The sequence below is a fragment of the Hominimerdicola aceti genome (genome assembly GCF_025567495.1).
Lineage (GTDB): Bacteria > Bacillota > Clostridia > Oscillospirales > Ruminococcaceae > Hominimerdicola > Hominimerdicola aceti.
This window is the reverse complement of sequence record NZ_JAOQJZ010000004.1, coordinates 162,698-178,394: the sequence shown is the minus strand read 5'-3', so window position 1 is coordinate 178,394 and position 15,697 is coordinate 162,698. Positions and strand designations below refer to the sequence as shown.

14 protein-coding genes are annotated in these 15,697 nt (G+C 43.0%); 12 read left to right on the top strand and 2 right to left on the bottom strand.

The window, feature by feature from the left end:
* Nucleotides 1–17 precede the first annotated feature (17 nt).
* The 8 genes from ribF (at nucleotide 18) to OCV57_RS05780 (ending at nucleotide 8,704) form a co-directional block, all read left to right on the top strand.
* Nucleotides 18–947 carry a riboflavin biosynthesis protein RibF gene (gene ribF, locus OCV57_RS05815; RefSeq protein ID WP_267300771.1) on the top strand — a complete coding sequence of 310 codons (930 nt, stop codon included), beginning with the start codon at nucleotides 18–20 and terminating at the stop codon, nucleotides 945–947.
* Nucleotides 944–1,483: a transposase gene (locus OCV57_RS05810; RefSeq protein WP_038670216.1), complete on the top strand. Its 540-nt coding sequence runs from the start codon at nucleotides 944–946 to the stop codon at nucleotides 1,481–1,483. The genes ribF and OCV57_RS05810 overlap by 4 nt, the downstream gene beginning before the upstream one ends.
* A gap of 27 nt (nucleotides 1,484–1,510) precedes the next feature.
* Nucleotides 1,511–2,959, top strand: coding sequence for a glutamate--tRNA ligase (gene gltX, locus OCV57_RS05805; RefSeq protein ID WP_022287263.1), 1,449 nt, complete (start codon nucleotides 1,511–1,513; stop codon nucleotides 2,957–2,959).
* A gap of 283 nt (nucleotides 2,960–3,242) precedes the next feature.
* The gene (locus OCV57_RS05800) at nucleotides 3,243–4,220 is read left to right on the top strand and encodes an ABC transporter ATP-binding protein (protein WP_022287264.1); all 978 of its coding nucleotides are present in this window, start codon (nucleotides 3,243–3,245) and stop codon (nucleotides 4,218–4,220) included.
* On the top strand, nucleotides 4,220–4,924 hold the full coding sequence (locus OCV57_RS05795) for an ABC transporter permease subunit (RefSeq protein ID WP_022287265.1): 705 nt from the start codon (nucleotides 4,220–4,222) through the stop codon (nucleotides 4,922–4,924). Before OCV57_RS05800 ends, OCV57_RS05795 begins: the two co-directional genes overlap by 1 nt.
* 15 nt (nucleotides 4,925–4,939) lie before the next feature.
* Complete coding sequence (locus OCV57_RS05790; RefSeq protein WP_267300769.1) at nucleotides 4,940–6,664, top strand: GldG family protein; 1,725 nt, start codon at nucleotides 4,940–4,942, stop codon at nucleotides 6,662–6,664.
* A gap of 19 nt (nucleotides 6,665–6,683) precedes the next feature.
* On the top strand, nucleotides 6,684–8,189 hold the full coding sequence (locus tag OCV57_RS05785; protein ID WP_267300768.1) for a DUF4340 domain-containing protein: 1,506 nt from the start codon (nucleotides 6,684–6,686) through the stop codon (nucleotides 8,187–8,189).
* 233 nt (nucleotides 8,190–8,422) lie between these two features.
* On the top strand, nucleotides 8,423–8,704 hold the full coding sequence (locus OCV57_RS05780) for a hypothetical protein (protein WP_022287268.1): 282 nt from the start codon (nucleotides 8,423–8,425) through the stop codon (nucleotides 8,702–8,704).
* A gap of 64 nt (nucleotides 8,705–8,768) precedes the next feature.
* Here OCV57_RS05780 and OCV57_RS05775 read toward each other — a convergent pair whose 3' ends face one another.
* On the bottom strand, nucleotides 8,769–10,058 hold the full coding sequence (locus OCV57_RS05775) for a hypothetical protein (protein WP_267300767.1): 1,290 nt from the start codon (nucleotides 10,056–10,058) through the stop codon (nucleotides 8,769–8,771).
* Nucleotides 10,059–10,401: 343 nt separating this feature from the next.
* On the opposite strand from OCV57_RS05775, the gene OCV57_RS05770 reads away from it, so the two are divergent.
* The gene (locus OCV57_RS05770; protein ID WP_267300766.1) at nucleotides 10,402–12,810 is read left to right on the top strand and encodes a glycoside hydrolase family 94 protein; all 2,409 of its coding nucleotides are present in this window, start codon (nucleotides 10,402–10,404) and stop codon (nucleotides 12,808–12,810) included.
* A 168-nt stretch (nucleotides 12,811–12,978) separates the two neighbouring features.
* On the opposite strand, the gene OCV57_RS05765 is transcribed toward OCV57_RS05770, so the two are convergent.
* On the bottom strand, nucleotides 12,979–13,191 hold the full coding sequence (locus OCV57_RS05765) for a hypothetical protein (protein WP_117957320.1): 213 nt from the start codon (nucleotides 13,189–13,191) through the stop codon (nucleotides 12,979–12,981).
* A 532-nt stretch (nucleotides 13,192–13,723) separates the two neighbouring features.
* Between OCV57_RS05765 and OCV57_RS05760 the strand changes: the two genes are divergently transcribed.
* From OCV57_RS05760 to OCV57_RS05750, 3 genes are read left to right on the top strand one after another with little or no spacing between them, the layout of a single operon-like run.
* On the top strand, nucleotides 13,724–14,095 hold the full coding sequence (locus OCV57_RS05760; protein WP_117957318.1) for a GntR family transcriptional regulator: 372 nt from the start codon (nucleotides 13,724–13,726) through the stop codon (nucleotides 14,093–14,095).
* Nucleotides 14,088–14,951 carry an ATP-binding cassette domain-containing protein gene (locus OCV57_RS05755; protein ID WP_267300764.1) on the top strand — a complete coding sequence of 288 codons (864 nt, stop codon included), beginning with the start codon at nucleotides 14,088–14,090 and terminating at the stop codon, nucleotides 14,949–14,951. Before OCV57_RS05760 ends, OCV57_RS05755 begins: the two co-directional genes overlap by 8 nt.
* Nucleotides 14,948–15,697: a hypothetical protein gene (locus OCV57_RS05750; RefSeq protein ID WP_267300763.1), complete on the top strand. Its 750-nt coding sequence runs from the start codon at nucleotides 14,948–14,950 to the stop codon at nucleotides 15,695–15,697. The genes OCV57_RS05755 and OCV57_RS05750 overlap by 4 nt, the downstream gene beginning before the upstream one ends.

The following is a 15,697-nucleotide window of genomic DNA, read 5'->3' as shown; positions in this document are numbered from 1 at the left end:
TTATTCGGAGGGATATTTTGACGGATATAACAAACAGCGGGTTTATCCCCGAAAAAAGAACAGTTTGCGCTCTTGGACTTTTTGACGGAGTCCACAGAGGACATCAGCTCATAATAACAACGGCTGTGAAAAAGGCTCAGAGCCTTGGCGGACATTCGGCAGTTTTCTGTTTCAAGACCGACACAGTGACCTCAAAAGGTCATGACGGCAGGATAGAAATGCTTATGAGCGACGAGGAAAAGCATAAAAAAATGGCAGAGCTTGGGGTCGAAGTGCTTTTCTCACCTGATTTTGCAGAGTTCAAAGGCATGGAGCCGGAGGATTTTGTGAAAAAGGTGCTGAAAGAAAGGCTCAATTGCAGCGGCGCAGTGTGCGGAAACGATTTTACATTCGGCAAAGGCGCACAGGGCAAGGCTGTTGACCTTAAAAGGCTCGGTGAAAAATATGATATAGATGTGGAAATAGTAAGTCCACTGCTCATGGGCGGCGAGGTCATAAGTTCCACTGAGATAAGACGATGCGTCCGTGAGGGCGAGATAGCCAAAGCAAATGAAATGCTGGGTTATCATTTTGGATTCTGCCTTGAAGTGGAACACGGCTTTCAACGTGGCAGAACGTGGGATTTCCCCACGATAAATCAGCAGATACCAAAGGGCAGGGTAATGCCGAAATTCGGCGTTTATTGCTCCGCTGTTGAAATAGACGGAAATAAGTATGCAGGCGTGACAAATATAGGCGTAAAGCCTACCGTCCATGTTGAAACAGCTCCCCTTGCAGAAACCTTCATCATGGATTATCATGGGGATCTTTACGGCAGAAAGCTAAAACTTGAACTGCATGAATTTCTCCGCCCCGAAAAAATGTTTGACAGCTTCGACAGTCTCCGTGAGGAGATAGCTAAAAACAAAGAGCAGGCGGTCAGATATTTTGAGGAAAATAAAATATGACAAGTGAAGATTTGCCAAGACGAAAGAAAATACGTCTTGAGGGTTATGATTATTCTGCAAACGGCTTGTATTTTGTGACGATATGTGTTACTGAAAAATACCAAGTCCTGTGGGAGAATGTAGGGGCGAACAGTGTTCGCCCGCTGACTGCAAATGAAATTCTGCACCCAAAACTTTCTGTTACAGGAAAACTTGTAAAGAGAAAACTCACAAAGATATCTGAGCACTATCCCGACGTTTTTGTAGAGATGTCTTGTATCATGCCTGACCATGTGCATATTATAATCAAAATTGAAAAACAGCCGAAAAACGGGCGAACACTGTTCGCCCCTACAAGTGAAACACCGACACTTTCAAGGGTCATAAAACATTTCAAAGAGGCTGTCACAAAAGAACTAGGTTATTCCATATGGCAAAAATCTTTTTATGATACGATAATCAAAAACAGAAAGCAACACGCAGAAATAAGGCAGTATATTGCAAATAATCCTGCGAAATATGTAAAAATTGCATTTGATGAGCAGGATATGAAATAAGACTCTAATTTTGAAAGGAAGATATAAATGAACAAGGTAAGAACAAGATTTGCACCTTCACCAACAGGTTATATGCACATAGGTAACCTGAGAACAGCACTCTTTACCTATCTTATTGCAAAGCAGAACGGAGGAGACTTTATTCTCCGTATTGAGGATACAGACCAGGAACGTTACGTTGACGGTGCTGTTGAGGTCATCTATAAGACACTTAAGGACGTTGGTCTCAACTGGGACGAAGGTCCTGATATCGGCGGACCTGTAGGCCCTTATATCCAGTCACAGAGAATGGGTATGTTCAAGAAATATGCCGAGGAGCTTGTTGAAAAGGGTGAAGCTTATTATTGCTTCTGCGACAAGGAAAGACTTGAGGAAGTAAGAGCCATTCAGGAAGCAAGCGGTATCGCTCCAATGTATGACAGACATTGCCGTAACCTCTCACCTGAAGAGATAAAGGAAAAGCTTGACGCAGGTGTTCCTTATGTTATCAGACAGAAAATACCTACAGAGGGCGAAGTTACCTTCCATGACGAGCTTTACGGCGATATCACTGTTGACTGCTCTACCCTCGACGACCAGATACTTATAAAGACAGACGGTATGCCTACCTATAACTTTGCAAACGTCGTTGACGACCACCTTATGGGTATCACCCACGTTGTTAGAGGTAACGAGTACCTTGCTTCTGCACCTAAGTATAACCTGCTCTATAAGGCTTTCGGCTGGGAGATACCAACCTATATCCATGTTGAGCATATCATGAAAGATAAGCAGCATAAGCTCTCAAAGAGAGACGGCGACGCATCTTATGAGGATCTTATGAAAAAGGGCTATCTTAAAGAAGCCGTTATAAACTATATCGCTCTGCTTGGCTGGGCGCCAAAGGGCGAGAACGAGATATTCTCACTTGAAGAGCTTGTTAAGGAATTCGATATCCACGGACTTTCTAAGTCCCCTGCTATCTTCGACCCTGCTAAGCTTAAAGCTATCAACGGCAAGTATATAAAGGCTATGACCCCTGAGAAGTTTGCTGAGTATGCTATCCCTTATATCAAGCAGTCTGTTCATAGAGAGGACGTTGACCTTAACGAGATCGCAAAGCTCTTGCAGGCAAGAACAGAGCTTTTCACAGAGATACCTGAAATGGTAGACTTTATCGACGCTCTCCCTGAGTATGATATAGCTCTCTATACACATAAGAAGATGAAAACGAACCCTGAAAATTCTCTTGAATCTCTCAAAGAAGTTCTCCCTGTTCTCGAGGGTGTTGAGGATTGGACAGAGGAAAATATCCATGACGCACTCTTTGACCTTATCGGCAAGCTTGGCGTAAAGAACGGTATCGTTCTGTGGCCTCTTAGAGTTGCAGTTTCAGGTAAGGCGTTCACTCCGGGCGGCGGTGTTGAGATATCATATCTCATCGGCAAGGAGGATACTCTTGCAAGAATAAGAAAGGGCATTGAGAAGCTGTCATAATAAAAAACTACGAAAATGTTGAATATGTGTAGGGGCGAAATTATTTCCAAACAAGTGGGATGTCGGATCTCTGCAAAGCAGAAATTGCACCGCTCCCCTACAAATTACATAGATACATCGCTTTTAAACAGATAAATAATTCAACAGCGGAGCATTTTGAGTATTTGCTACTTTAAATTTACTTAAAATGCTCTGTATTTCGTACAGCTATCACTCCCCTGTCACATAAGTATTATAAAATTGTAAAGACTTATGAATGCTTTTCCTAAGAGGAGGAAATAAAATGATAGAGGTTATAAACCTTACCAAGAGATACGGCGACAAAAAAGCTGTCGATAATATCTCTTTTAAAGCTGAGGACGGCGAAGTTCTCGGCTTCCTCGGTCCTAACGGAGCGGGAAAATCCACCACCATGAATATCCTTACAGGCTACATATCCTGTACAGACGGCAAAGCCCTTATAGACGGCGTAGATATCCTTGAAGACCCTATCAAGGCTAAAAAGCAGATAGGCTATCTCCCTGAGCTTCCGCCCCTTTATATGGATATGACCGTAAAAGAATATCTCTATTTTGTCTATGACCTTAAAAAGTGTAAGCTCCCAAAGGTGTCGCATCTTAAAGATATATGCGGACTTGTAAAGATAGACCATGTTTATAACAGAATAATCAAGAACCTGTCAAAAGGTTATAGACAGAGAGTAGGTCTTGCTCAGGCTCTTATCGGCAACCCAAAGGTTCTTATCTTGGACGAGCCTACGGTAGGTCTTGACCCTAAGCAGATAATCGAGATAAGAACTCTTATAAGAAAGCTCGGCAAAAATCATACTGTTATCCTTTCTTCCCATATCCTCTCTGAGGTGCAGGCTGTCTGCGATAAGATAATAGTTATCAACGAGGGCAAGGTCGTCGCAAACGATACAGAGGAACACCTCTCACAGAAGCTCTCAGGCGAGCATAAGCTCACTGCAAAGATACAGGGCGATAAGGATAAGATCGTCAGAGCAATGCAGGGCATAAAGGGCGTTGAGAAAGTCATCTGCGACGCAAGCCATAAAGACGGCGTGAACGATATAAGAATAGAGGCAAAAGAGGGCGTGGATATCAGACGTGACGTCTTTGAAACAGTTGTTAAAAACGGCTGGTATATGCTTGAACTTAAGACCTCTGAGCTTTCACTTGAAGATATATTCCTCAAGCTCACAATGGGCGAGGCTTTGCCTGCCCTTGAAAATACTTCCGATAAGGAGGGAAATGACTAATGGGCGCAATATTCAGACGAGAGGTAAGAAGCTATTTTACCTCACCTATCGGTTATATTTTCCTTGCGGCATTCTATGCCTATTCAGGCGTAATGTTTGCAAACTACAGCCTTGAAAGCGGCTATACAAGACTTGATTCCGTTTTCAGTGCGCTTCTTATAATCATAATAGTGCTTATACCTGTCCTCACCATGAGGACCATATCTGAGGAAAAGCGAACAAAAACAGACCAGTGTCTGCTCACCGCCCCTGTGGGTCTTGGCAGCATAGTCGTTGGTAAATTCCTTGCCGCTTTCCTTATCTATATCATAGCTATCGCTATCACAGGCGTTTTTGCAGTTGTCGTATCCGCTTTCGGTACGCCTGACTGGAACGTCGTTGTGGGCAATATCGTCGCTCTGGCACTTGTTGGCGGCGCTTATATCGCTATCGGTATCTTCTGCTCATCTTTCACAGAAAACCAGATAGTTGCCGCAGTAATAAGCTTTATCGCACTTATCTTCGTGTCGTTCCTGTCAACTATAGGCAATCTTCTGCCTTTTGAATGGCTCACAACAGTGTGCGAAAAGGTGTCATTCGGCGAGAGATATTATTCATTCACCTATGGACTTTTTGATTTTTCTAACGTTGTGTTCTTTCTGAGTGCAATAGTGGCATTTCTTTTCCTCACGGTGAGAGTGCTTGAAAAACGCCGCTGGGGCTAAAGGAGGGCTGTTTAAATGGAAGAGAATAATAACGAAAAGATCTCTGTATCAGGAGCAGACCTGCTTAAAGACGTTGTAGCAGACGAAAAGGCAGCAAAGACCGCTCCAAAGGATACAGAAAAGGATAAAAAAGATAAAGACAAAAAGAAAGATAAAAAAGAGAAAAAGACAAAGGACGGCAAAAAGTTCAATGCCAAAAAGCTCAAGCATGGAACAATGGCAACAGTGTTCACCTGCGTTTTTGTCGCTCTGCTTGTCCTGGTGAATGTTGTCACAACAATGCTTTTTGACAGATATCCTATCACTATCGACCTGACTACAAATAAGATATATTCAGTTTCAAACGATACAGAGGATTATGTAAAGAAAGTGAACGTTGACGTTCAGGTAACTATCTTCGCAGACGAGAATGCTTATACAAATTACAGCTCTTATAATAAGCAGGCAGTTGAGCTTTTGAAAAACTATTGTAAGCTCAATCACCATATCACATATCGTTTCGTTGATATCGACTCACACCCTGAGATCGTTAAGGAGTATACCGATACTATCAGCCAGTTCGATATGATATTTGAAACAAAAACAAAGGTTGACGGCAAAGAGATAAGCCGAACAAGAAAGCTCGGTATGCTCGACCTTCTTACATTCACAGACGAGTTCGAGCAGAAGCTGTCACAATCAGGCTACAGCATAGATACCCTTGCTCAGCAGGCAGGCGGCGACCTTTCATTCCTGTCCTATTACGGCAGCTATGTTGAGTCCTCAAATGCAGAGCAGGCTTTCACTTCTGCACTTATGACAGTAACAGACCCTAACCCTGTCTATGTTACTGTCCTCACAGGCAGAAGCGAGCTTACACAGCTCACATATTTCCAGACGCTTCTTACAGCTAACGGCTATAACGTGAACACAGTGGATATAACCTCCGAGGATATCCCTGCCGATACAGACGTTGTGGTTATCCCTGCTCCTAAGACTGACTATCTGGAGGAGGATATCAAAAAGGTCAGTGACTTCCTCAATAATGACGGAAATCTTGGCAAACAGCTCCTCTATATCGCTTCTTATGGTCAGGAGGACACCCCGAATCTTGATGAGTTCCTGTCAGAGTATGGACTTTCTGTCGGCAAGGGCGTTATCTGCGAAAGCGATTCAGGCAAGTATTATAACTCGCCTTGCGTAACAGTTGCGTCAGATGTTTCCGATAACTTCACTCAGGACGTTTCTACAGAGAACCCGGCTATCCTTTCAGCACTCTGCCGTCCTGTAAACACACTCTTTGACGAGCAGGATATGGTGTCCACAGACGCCTACCTCAAGTCCTCAGATTCTGCCTATACCGCAAATGTTGATATATCACAGACCACAGGTCAGGTGAATATAGGCGATGCTCTGGTAAAGGGTCAGCAGAATTATATGGCTGTCGGCTCAAAGGCAAAATTTACAGACGATAACAAAACTCTCTATAGCAATGTTATCGCAGTAGGTTCAGAGGGTATGCTGTCTGATACCTACTTGCAGTATTCACAGTATCAGAACAGCGAGTATTTCATAAGCGTTATAAACGGCCTTACCGGAAAGACTGCAGGTATCACTATCACACCAAAAACTATCACAGGCAATGTTTTCGATATCACTCAGCAGCAGAAAACAGTTCTTAAATGGACATTCTGCCTTGGCGTACCTGTTGTAGTTCTTATAGTGGGTATTGTTATCTGGGCAAGAAGAAAGAATAAGTAAAACACAGAGGTAATCACAAATGAATGGTAAATTGCAGGGTATCATTATCTGCGGAGTCACAGCCGCTTGTCTGGTGGGAGTAATGGCGTTTCTCAACTCCACCTCAGGCAAATCAGACGCAGACTCCAGCTCATCGTCAACAGCGGCAGTTTCAAGTCAGGACGAGAGCGTTGTTATCCTTACAAAGTCAAGCGACGATATAACAAGCGTAAAGGTTTCAAACGAACATGGCGAGTATTCCGTTAATAAGTCCGAGTCAGGTAAATCCACATGGAGCATACCTGAGCTTGGCACTCTCAATGCAAATGCCAACGCAGAAGCTTCCATGATATCGAATCTTGACGGCTTCAAGGCGAAAAAGCTCGTTGAAGAAAACGTTGAGGATATGTCAAAATACGGTCTTGATAAGCCCACAGCAGATCTCACAGTTGAATACAGCGACGGCACTGCCACTACCCTTCATGTAGGCTCTGTTTCACCAAGCAACGAAAGATACAGATATGTGAGCCTTGACGATGAAAAGACCGTCTATATGGTAATGGGAACAAAGCTTTCATACTATACAGATCCAGTGACCGCATATGCGAACCTCACTTTGCTCACAAAGCCGTCTGACGACGATTGGCCTGACTATGGCAAGGAAACAGTTACAAGAAAAGATCTGGACTATGAAATGGCGTTTGAAAATAACCCTAACGAGATAGAGGGACTTTCAGGTCAGGTAATGACAGAGCCTATCTTCTCATACCTGAACATTACAAATTCTTCAGCAACTACCCATGGTATGTGGGGACTTACAGCACAGAGCTGTGAGGTCATCGCACCTGATGAAACTGCAATGAAGGAGCATGGACTTTCCGACCCGTTCGCAACAGTAAGACTCTCGGGAGACGGCTATGACTATACCCTTAAAATAGGCGACCCTGTCTATGCTACCGCAGGCGACAGCAGTGAAACAACAGATACAGTGTCTGCATATTATTGCTACTTTGAGGGCGTAAAGGGCGTTGACGCTATATACCTCGTTTCAGCCGATAACCTCCCATGGGCAACGATCAAAGCAGAGGACGTTATCACAAGCCTTATGACTTCAAACTACCTTGTTGACCTTAAAGACGTTGAGGTAGTCTATAATGGTAAAAAGACCGTTTATGAGGTGGAAAGCTCAGGCGCAAGCACGGATACAGATTCTGACGGCAAAACTACCGCACAGGTAACAAAGGTCACAACAGACGGCAAGGAGCTTGACGTTGACAACTTTAAGACCTTCTATCAGTATCTTATGGGTTGCCCGACAAATGAGATATACTTCACAGACCCTGAGGGCGAAAGCTATCTGACTATAACATTCGACCGCAAGGACGGCAAAAAGGACGTTATGGAGATTTATAAGGATTCTTCAAGACGTTCTGTAGTCAAGCTAAATGGTGAAACCTCATTCAGAATACAGTCAACTTGGGTAGATACGTTCGTTGCAAATATGGACAGACTTCTTAAAGGCGAGGCTGTGGACGATAACTATTAAAACGCATACCCCATGCTAAGCATATGATCTGACGGGCGAACGGAGTTCGCCCCTACGGTCATGTTTCGACAGCTTTCTCAAAGAATATGTGATACAATATGTATCCCACATAAATTGAGGCTGAAAACCTGCGCAAAAAAGTTGTCAAAAGCTCTTTTAATTGTGTGAAAAGTATGGTATAATAAAATAGTAAACAAAAAGAGAAATATATTATGAGAAAGGCGGAGAGATAAATGGCAGAAGAAAAGAAAGCTTTTTTCACCTATAAGGGCGTTCCTCTGGTGAGAAAAGGGAATAATATCTATTTTGGAAATATGTATGACGAGTTCGTAGTCATGATAGAAATACTTTCTACAGAAAAGGTCGGCGGTATCGACGTTGCAAATAAGGTAAGAATAAGAAAATTTGCAACAGACAGCACACTGCCTCCGAATAAGCAGATAGTTAAGGTAGCAGAGAAATCAAGCCTCTATGAAGCACTTGATTTTGCCTGCGCATGGCTCAAGGTATCATAAAAACATAATAGAAACGACCGGCGTGTATCTTCGTGATACACGCCGGTTTTGTATGTGTTGTATGCTATTCAACATTAGGTCTTGTTATAAGGGGCATTATCTCATCTATCATTTCCTTTGGCAAATTGTAATCCTGAAATTCGCCTGTATCATCTTTTATGCTAAAATTGCATATTTTACTTTCAGAGTGCATACCGCCTGAGGTGTCCCACGAATACTGTGAAACATCGATAACACAAATGCTCTCATACGCATCACTTGATTCATCCTTTTCGAGAGAGATTCCATAAGCGTCTGCACCGCCGTATTCTAAGCCGTCAATGTAAGGATAATCCTTGCATACCGATTTAGCGTTCTCTATCCACGCAGTTATCTTGTCGATAGTGTCCTTGTCTGTTATCTCATATGGTTCTTCTCCATACCAGTGATAAATATAATATGCCGAAATTTCAGTGCTGTCGGGTAAACTATCAGCAAGAGTGTAGTTACTTCCCGCAGGTTCCAAAACAACATATGCAGTTTCATTTCCGTCTATCCCATTTTTATCGGTATATATCTTTTGTACGCTTCTGTAAAGATCATCACATTTGATCTTTATGCAAAGGTATTTGCTGTCAAGTCTGAAAACATCTGCCTTAACATCTGTGATAGCGCCGTCGGCTTGCTGAGCAGGGTCATATAAATAACGTGTTGATGAAGCGTCAGCAGCTTGCTTATCAATGTAAGCTTTTTCTTCTGCTGAAAGCACCTTGTTGCTCAGATGGTATATCTTGTCTTCAATAGCTATCGTGTACGAAGTGTCAACTGTTTCTGCTGTGGAACTGTCAGCATATTCACTGCTGTCTACATACTTGAAGTCGCCCTCCTGACCCCACTTGCCGAGAGTGTTTTCATCGAGCCAGCAAGGACCGCTTGTAAGTCCGGTCAGATTGCTGTTGTCGTCATATTCCCATTCCACCGCCAATATAACTGTGCCAATTTCAGTCACAACTATTTTATACTCTTTTTCGCCTGTCCAATAAGCAACGTCCTCTTTGATAATGTCATCCTTGCCGGGATTCCACTTTTCAAAAAGAGCATACATATCATCGCAGTGGAGCTGTATGTGATTGCCTGCGGTGATCTCAAAATAATAGCTGTTTGTGTCACCATTTAGGTAATAGCGACCTTTCTTGACTTTTATGTCAGAGGCGTCGGGAACATCATAAGACACGTCATCTGGGGCATTTGCAGCCTTTTCTTCATTTTCATCAGACATTTTTTGATAAAAGACAAAACCAAATACTATAGCCAGTATTATAATTGCAACTATTAGCACGATTTTAACAGGCTTGCTGTTACATATCTTTGCCATAGTATCTACCTCCTATAATTTATTATATACACAATATACCATATTTTCGGCATTACTGTCAATATCCAATATATATAAATAAATATCAGTTATTAGTGCGTTTTGGACAATGACAAAAAGCATAACGATTTTCAATCGTTTAAGTTTCAAAAGTCAACAATCCCGAAAAAGTTTTTTGAAAATACGCCCATTTTTTTGGCTTTACCCCCTTGTAAAGCTATCGGAAGTATGCTAAAATAGTATAAGCGTTATGAATAATGACGGGATCTATGAGGGAAACGTTTACGCCATTTTGGTGAAACGTTTACAACTTTAAAATATTGAAAAGGAGCGTATAAAAAATATGCAGTATGGTTATTTTGACCTTAAACACAAGGAATACGTCATCACAAGACCTGACACACCTGCACCTTGGGCTAACTATCTCGGCTCACCAGAGTACGGTGCTATCGTATCCAACAACGGCGGCGGATACAGCTTTGTAAAGAGCGGTGCTAACGGAAGAATAATCCGTTACCGTTTCAATTCAAATATCGGTCTCCCTGGCAGATATATCTACATCAGAGATAACGACGCCAAGGATTATTGGTCATGCACATGGCAGCCTGTAGGCAAGCCTCTCGATCAGTATAAGACAGAGTGCCACCATGGTACAGCTTATACAACTATCAAGTCTGACTATGCAGATATCCACTCCGAGCTTACATATTATGTTCCTCTGAACAAAACATATGAGGTATGGAGAACTAAGATCACAAATAACTCTGACAGATACAGAAACCTTTCAACATTCGGCTTTGTAGAGTTCACAAATGAGAACAACTACGAGCAGGATCAGGTAAACCTCCAGTATACACTGTTCATCACAAGAACAAGCTTTGAGGGCAACAAGATCGTTCAGCACATCAATGAGAACAGCGGTAAGGACGAGAACGGCTCTAACTGGAGAGAAAGATTTTTCGGCGTAGTTGGCGCTCCTGTTTCCGCTTATAACGGTAATCTGGACAGCTTTATCGGCTCTTACAGAACATACGGCAACCCTGTTGCAGTTGAAAGAGGCTTCTGCGATAACAAGCTCAACTATAACTCAAACGCTTGCGGCGCTCTTCAGTCTGACATTATCCTTGCTCCTGGCGAAACAAAGGAGATAATCTATGTTGTTGGTCAGAAGAACCCTAAGGTAGCAGACGAGATACTCGCTGCATATAATGAGCCTGGCAAGGTAGACGCTGAGGTAAAGGAGCTTATCGCTTACTGGCATGGTCAGCTCAATAACTTCCAGATCGAAACTCCTTCTGACGAGTTCAATAACATGGTAAACGTATGGAACGCTTATCAGTGCTTCATCACATTTATCTGGTCAAGAGCTGCATCATTCATCTATTGCGGTCTGAGAAACGGCTATGGCTATAGAGATACAGTTCAGGATATCCAGGGTATTATCCATATCAATCCTGAGCTTGCTGCTGAAAAGATCAGATTTATGATCTCTGCACAGGTAGATAACGGCGGCGGACTTCCACTTGTTAAGTTCGACCACAAGGCAGGCCATGAAACTTGCCCGGACGAGAACGATGAGAACTCTATCTACGCTAAGGAAACAGGTCACCCATGCTATAGAGCAGACGACGCTCTCTGGCTCTTCCCAACAGTTAATAAGTATATCGGCGAGAGCGGAAACAAGGCGTTCCTCGATGAGGTTATCGTATACGCAAACGGCGGCGAGGATACAGTTTACGAGCATCTTAAGAGAGCTATCAACTTCTCAATGGAAAGACTTGGCGCTCATACAATGCCAGCAGGTCTTTATGCTGACTGGAATGACTGCCTCAGACTTGGCAAGAAGGGTGAGTCAACATTCGTTGCATTCCAGCTCTACTATGCAATGAGCATCATCAAGGGCTATGCTCTTGACAGAGGCGATAATGAGTACGCTGCTTATATCGATAAGGTACAGCCTGAACTCGGCAAGAGCCTTGAAGCTTGCTGGGACGAGGATAGATTTATCAGAGGCTACAGAGAGAACGGCGAGATCGTTGGCGCTAAGAAGGATCCAGAGGCTTCAATGTGGCTCAACCCACAGTCTTGGTCAGTTATCTCAGGCTTCGCATCTGATAAGCAGGCTGAAACTGCTATGGAAAAGGTACACGAGATACTCAATACTCCATTTGGCGTAAAGATCATGGAGCCACCTTATGTAGATCATTACTTTGACGGTGCTCTCATGCACATCTTTAACCCTGATACAAAGGAGAACGGTGGTATCTTCTCACAGACACAGGGCTGGGCTATCCTTGCAGAGTCACTTCTCGGTCACGGTGACAGAGCATTCGAGTACTTCCTCGAGTCCTCACCTGCTAACATGAACGATAAGGCAGAAGTAAGAATACTTGAGCCATACGTTCACGGTCAGTTTACAGAGTCAACACGTTCACCATATGCAGGACGTTCACACGTTCATTGGCTGACAGGTACAGGCTCAACAGTAATGGTAGGCTGCGTAGAGGGTATCTGCGGTATGAGACCAAACGCAGAGGGACTTGTAATAAGCCCATCTATCCCACACACATGGGACGGCTTCAAGATCGAAAAGAACTTCCGTGGCAAGCACCTTTCTATCGACATTCAGAACCCAGACCACGTTCAGAGCGGCGTAAAGTCTATGACAGTCAACGGCGAAGCAGTTGAAGGCAACTTCGTGTGCGAGTGCAAGATGACAGAGCAGACAAACATCGTTGTTGTTCTTGGATAATTGCTTTAATGCTTAAAACAATATAAAACCTTCGGCAGCAGACGCTATCATGTGTCTGCTGCCGATTTTTTTGCAAAAAAACTCCCGACAGTCGGAAAATCTGTCGGGAGAAGTCTTACTAAAGGGATCAATAAGTTATCGCTGTGTTTGTTTATTCCAAAAAAAATATCAATCATCGCCAGCAAGAGCATGATATGTTCTGTCAACATCTCCTGCGTCCTTACCCCATGCGTCTGCCGCCTTGTTAACATTTGAACGGTATTCAGCGTCATTATTATACTCAGGAGAATATCCATTGTCACCACTAGAGTCACCGTCACAGCTTGCAAAAGCTAAGCACATCATTAAGGCTGTTCCTAAAATCATGATTTTCTTTAACATAATCAATGCCTCCAACTCATAATGTAAATTTTGCATCTCACATATTGATGCAACTATATTATATCACTTTATTTACAAGATTTGTTAAGCTGACTGCTTAGGATAACGATTACATTTTGTAAAATAAAGGTGAATTTTTAGCTAATAGACTGTTTTGTGACATTTTTAGAAATAAAAAAATCCCCGACAGTCGGAAAAACTGTCGGGAGAAGTCTTATTAAGGGGATCAATAAGTTATCGCTGTGTTTGTTTCTTTCAGCATATTTATTATATCATATCTATTTTCGTTTTTGTTAAGCTGGCTGCTTAGTTTTCACTAAATATTTTGTGTATTTATTAAATCTTATAATATATCTTCTGCATAATTTCCACTCTGATAAATTGTCTATATCACCAAAACAAAAGAAATCATTCTCTTTCGCCTTGACAAAAGGGAAAAGATACTGTATAGTTAGTTACATGAGTAACTAACTAATTAACTTGTGAGAATAAAAGAAAAAAGACAACAAAATAAGCGGAAGGAGGAAATAGCGTGGAACTCAGACTGAAGAGCGAAAAGCCTATATATGTTCAGCTGTGCGAGTGGCTGTCGGATATGATAATAAGCGGAACGATACCTGAGGGAGAGCAGATACCGTCCACAACAGAAATATCAGTGGAGTATAAAGTGAACCCCGCCACAGCCTTGAAAGGAATAAATATGCTCGTGGATAAAGGGGTGATATTCAAAAAAAGAGGTTTGGGAATGTTTGTTAGCGTGGGAGCAGTGGAAAAACTCAAAGCAGAAAGACAGCAGGATTTTCAGCAAACATACGTTGATAAAATGTGTGAAGAGGCTAAAAAACTTGGCATATCAAAAAATGAGATAATCGCAATGATCGAAAGGGGATTTGAAAATGAGTAACAGCGTTATAAAGGCGGATAACATCATAAAAAAATACGGCAGGAACTATGCCCTTGTGGGTGTGTCTGTGGAGATAGAAAAGGGCAGGATATACGGACTTTTGGGCAGAAACGGCGCAGGCAAATCCACTCTTATGAATATCATAACGAACCGTGTTTTTGCCACCTCGGGCAGGTGTACTCTTGACGGCGAAGACCTTTTGGAAAATGATAAAGCACTGAATCGTATATACGCAATGAGCGAGAGCGTCACAATGCCGGCAGGTCTGACCTTTAAGCAGGCGGTGAATATCACGGCTGATTTTTACGGCGGTTTTGATAAGGACTATGCCTATTCTCTTGCCGAAAAGTTCAAGCTTGACCCGAAAAAACGCCTTTCTGCACTGTCAACAGGCTATCTGACAGTTTCAAAGCTCATTCTCACCTTGGCGAGCGGTGCAGACTTTCTCTTCTTTGACGAGCCTGTTCTTGGGCTTGATGCAAACCACCGTGACCTTTTTTACCGCCTGCTGGTAGAACGCTTTGCCGAAACTCAGTGCGGCGTGGTAATATCCACCCACCTTATCGAAGAGTGCGAGAACCTTGTGGAGGATGTCATAATAATAGATAAGGGCAAGGTGCTTGCGGCAGGCAAAACGGAGGATATTTTGACGGATGGCTATTCCGTCACAGGTGCAAAGAGTTTAGTTTGTGCCTATTGTCAGAATAAAGAGGTGCTTTGCATGAAAAACATCGGAACAATAAGCTCGGCGTATCTAAAGGGCACGCCCGAAAATGTCCCCGAAGGTCTTGAGATCTCAAGACCCGACCTACAGCAGGTGTTCATAAATCTGACAGGTGAGGAGGGGGAACAATGAATGAGCTGAAACTCTGTAAAACTACTGTTGTAAGAACTCTCCTTCCCCTTGCAGCCGTGCTTGTGTTTTTCCTTGTGCTGCTTGCGGCAAAGGCTTTGAGCGTGGAGGGTGTGTCGGAATATTATGAATTGCTTACGGGGGCGGCAGCATTTGCGGCGGCGTTTTTTACGGTAAAAGAGATATTCTCACTTTCAGTCTGCTGTGGTGTGTCAAGAAAAACGTCCTTTGCTGCAATACTTATCTGTGCTTTTGTCACAGCATTTATAGTTGTTGCCGCACACAGCATAGAGAGCTTTATTTTTGCAGATAAGCTGAAAGGAACTGTTATACGCCTTGACGGCGTGGCAGTGGACTATACACACGCAGAGATACTCCAAAATTATTCCCTTATATCCCTGTCATTTAGCGAAAGCATAGCCTATATCTATCTTATGCTTTGCCTGCGCACAGTGCTGATATTTATGAGCGGCACAGCCTTTTTCATCATCATGAGCCGCCTTGAAACCATGGGCAGGATAATAAACCTAGGCGTTATCGTGATACTTTTCGCTGCAAATATCGCAGGAGGAATGTTCACTCCCTACCTCGCTGCACCCGTTATGAGCTATGGTTTTTTCGAGTCAGTTTTCGGCGTTTTTGGCGCACAGGCTTTCACCATAACCTATATCCTGCTTACTATTTTAGCCATAGCAGTGTCATTCGCCTTTTACCGCAGAAAACCCATAAAATATAAAAGGAGCGTGTAA

Excerpts from the sequence above, each read along its gene's own strand:
- OCV57_RS05810 (WP_038670216.1), top strand. The coding sequence starts at position 944 with ATGACAAGTGAAGATTTGCCAAGACGAAAGAAAATACGTCTTGAGGGT.
- gltX (WP_022287263.1), top strand. The coding sequence starts at position 1,511 with ATGAACAAGGTAAGAACAAGATTTGCACCTTCACCAACAGGTTATATG.
- OCV57_RS05800 (WP_022287264.1), top strand. The coding sequence starts at position 3,243 with ATGATAGAGGTTATAAACCTTACCAAGAGATACGGCGACAAAAAAGCT.
- OCV57_RS05795 (WP_022287265.1), top strand. The coding sequence starts at position 4,220 with ATGGGCGCAATATTCAGACGAGAGGTAAGAAGCTATTTTACCTCACCT.
- OCV57_RS05790 (WP_267300769.1), top strand. The coding sequence starts at position 4,940 with ATGGAAGAGAATAATAACGAAAAGATCTCTGTATCAGGAGCAGACCTG.
- OCV57_RS05785 (WP_267300768.1), top strand. The coding sequence starts at position 6,684 with ATGAATGGTAAATTGCAGGGTATCATTATCTGCGGAGTCACAGCCGCT.
- OCV57_RS05780 (WP_022287268.1), top strand. The coding sequence starts at position 8,423 with ATGGCAGAAGAAAAGAAAGCTTTTTTCACCTATAAGGGCGTTCCTCTG.
- OCV57_RS05775 (WP_267300767.1), bottom strand. The coding sequence starts at position 10,058 with ATGGCAAAGATATGTAACAGCAAGCCTGTTAAAATCGTGCTAATAGTT.
- OCV57_RS05770 (WP_267300766.1), top strand. The coding sequence starts at position 10,402 with ATGCAGTATGGTTATTTTGACCTTAAACACAAGGAATACGTCATCACA.
- OCV57_RS05765 (WP_117957320.1), bottom strand. The coding sequence starts at position 13,191 with ATGTTAAAGAAAATCATGATTTTAGGAACAGCCTTAATGATGTGCTTA.
- OCV57_RS05755 (WP_267300764.1), top strand. The coding sequence starts at position 14,088 with ATGAGTAACAGCGTTATAAAGGCGGATAACATCATAAAAAAATACGGC.
- OCV57_RS05750 (WP_267300763.1), top strand. The coding sequence starts at position 14,948 with ATGAATGAGCTGAAACTCTGTAAAACTACTGTTGTAAGAACTCTCCTT.